At 61.8% G+C, this 1,017-nt stretch carries 1 protein-coding gene; it reads right to left on the reverse strand.

All coding sequences use genetic code 11. The features are described 5' to 3' along the window. Window positions 1-1,017 (reverse strand): immunoglobulin-like domain-containing protein (locus AC1RJ3_RS29615; protein ID WP_493081991.1); only part of this gene is annotated, 1,017 nt, incomplete at both ends.

The following is a 1,017-nucleotide window of genomic DNA, read 5'->3' on the forward strand; positions in this document are numbered from 1 at the left end:
TTGCTGAGCGTGACAGTCATCGGCGTGCCGGCCGGGTTGCTCAGCGTCGCGGTGTAGGTGATCTGGCCGCCTTCGGTGACCGAACCGGTGGCTGCCAGGGACAGCCCGGTGTTGTCGATCGAGTCGGTGATGGTGGTGACCGCCGGCGTCGTGCTCGGGGTCAACTGTTCGAAATTGCCGCCCGTGGTGCTTTCGATGGTGGTGCTGACGGTGCTGCCGTTTTTGTAGACGTCGTTGGCCGGGGTATCGACCACCACCGAGCCGGTGGTTTTACCGGCTTCGATGTTGATCACGGCGCCATTGCTGAGCGTGACGGTCATCGGCGTGCCAGCCGGATTGCTCAGCGTCGCGGTGTAGGTGATCTGGCCACCTTCGGTAATGGTGTTGTCGGCAGTGAGCGTCAGCCCGGTGTTATCGATCGAATCGGTGATCGTCGTGACCGCCGGGGTGGTGCTTGGGGTCAGCTGTTCGAAATTGCCGCCGCTGGTGCTTTCGATGGTGGTGCTGACGGTGCTGCCGTTTTTGTAGACGTCATTCGCCGGGGTGTCGACCACCACCGAGCCGGTGGTTTTGCCGGCTTCGATGTTGATCACCGCGCCATTGCTGAGCGTGACAGTCATCGGCGTGCCGGCCGGGTTGCTCAGCGTCGCGGTGTAAGTGATCTGACCGCCTTCGGTAATGGTGTTGTCGGCAGTGAGCGTCAGCCCAGTGTTATCGATCGAATCGGTGATCGTCGTGACCGCCGGCGTCGTGCTCGGGGTCAACTGTTCGAAATTGCCGCCCGTGGTGCTTTCGATGGTGGTGCTGACGGTGCTGCCGTTTTTGTAGACGTCGTTGGCCGGGGTATCGACCACCACCGAGCCGGTGGTTTTACCGGCTTCGATGTTGATCACGGCGCCATTGCTGAGCGTGACGGTCATCGGCGTGCCAGCCGGATTGCTCAGCGTCGCGGTGTAGGTGATCTGGCCACCTTCGGTAATGGTGTTGTCGGCAGTGAGCGTCAGCCCGGTGTTATCG

The sequence above is a fragment of the Pseudomonas sp. GW822-FHT04C11 genome, assembly GCF_058800905.1.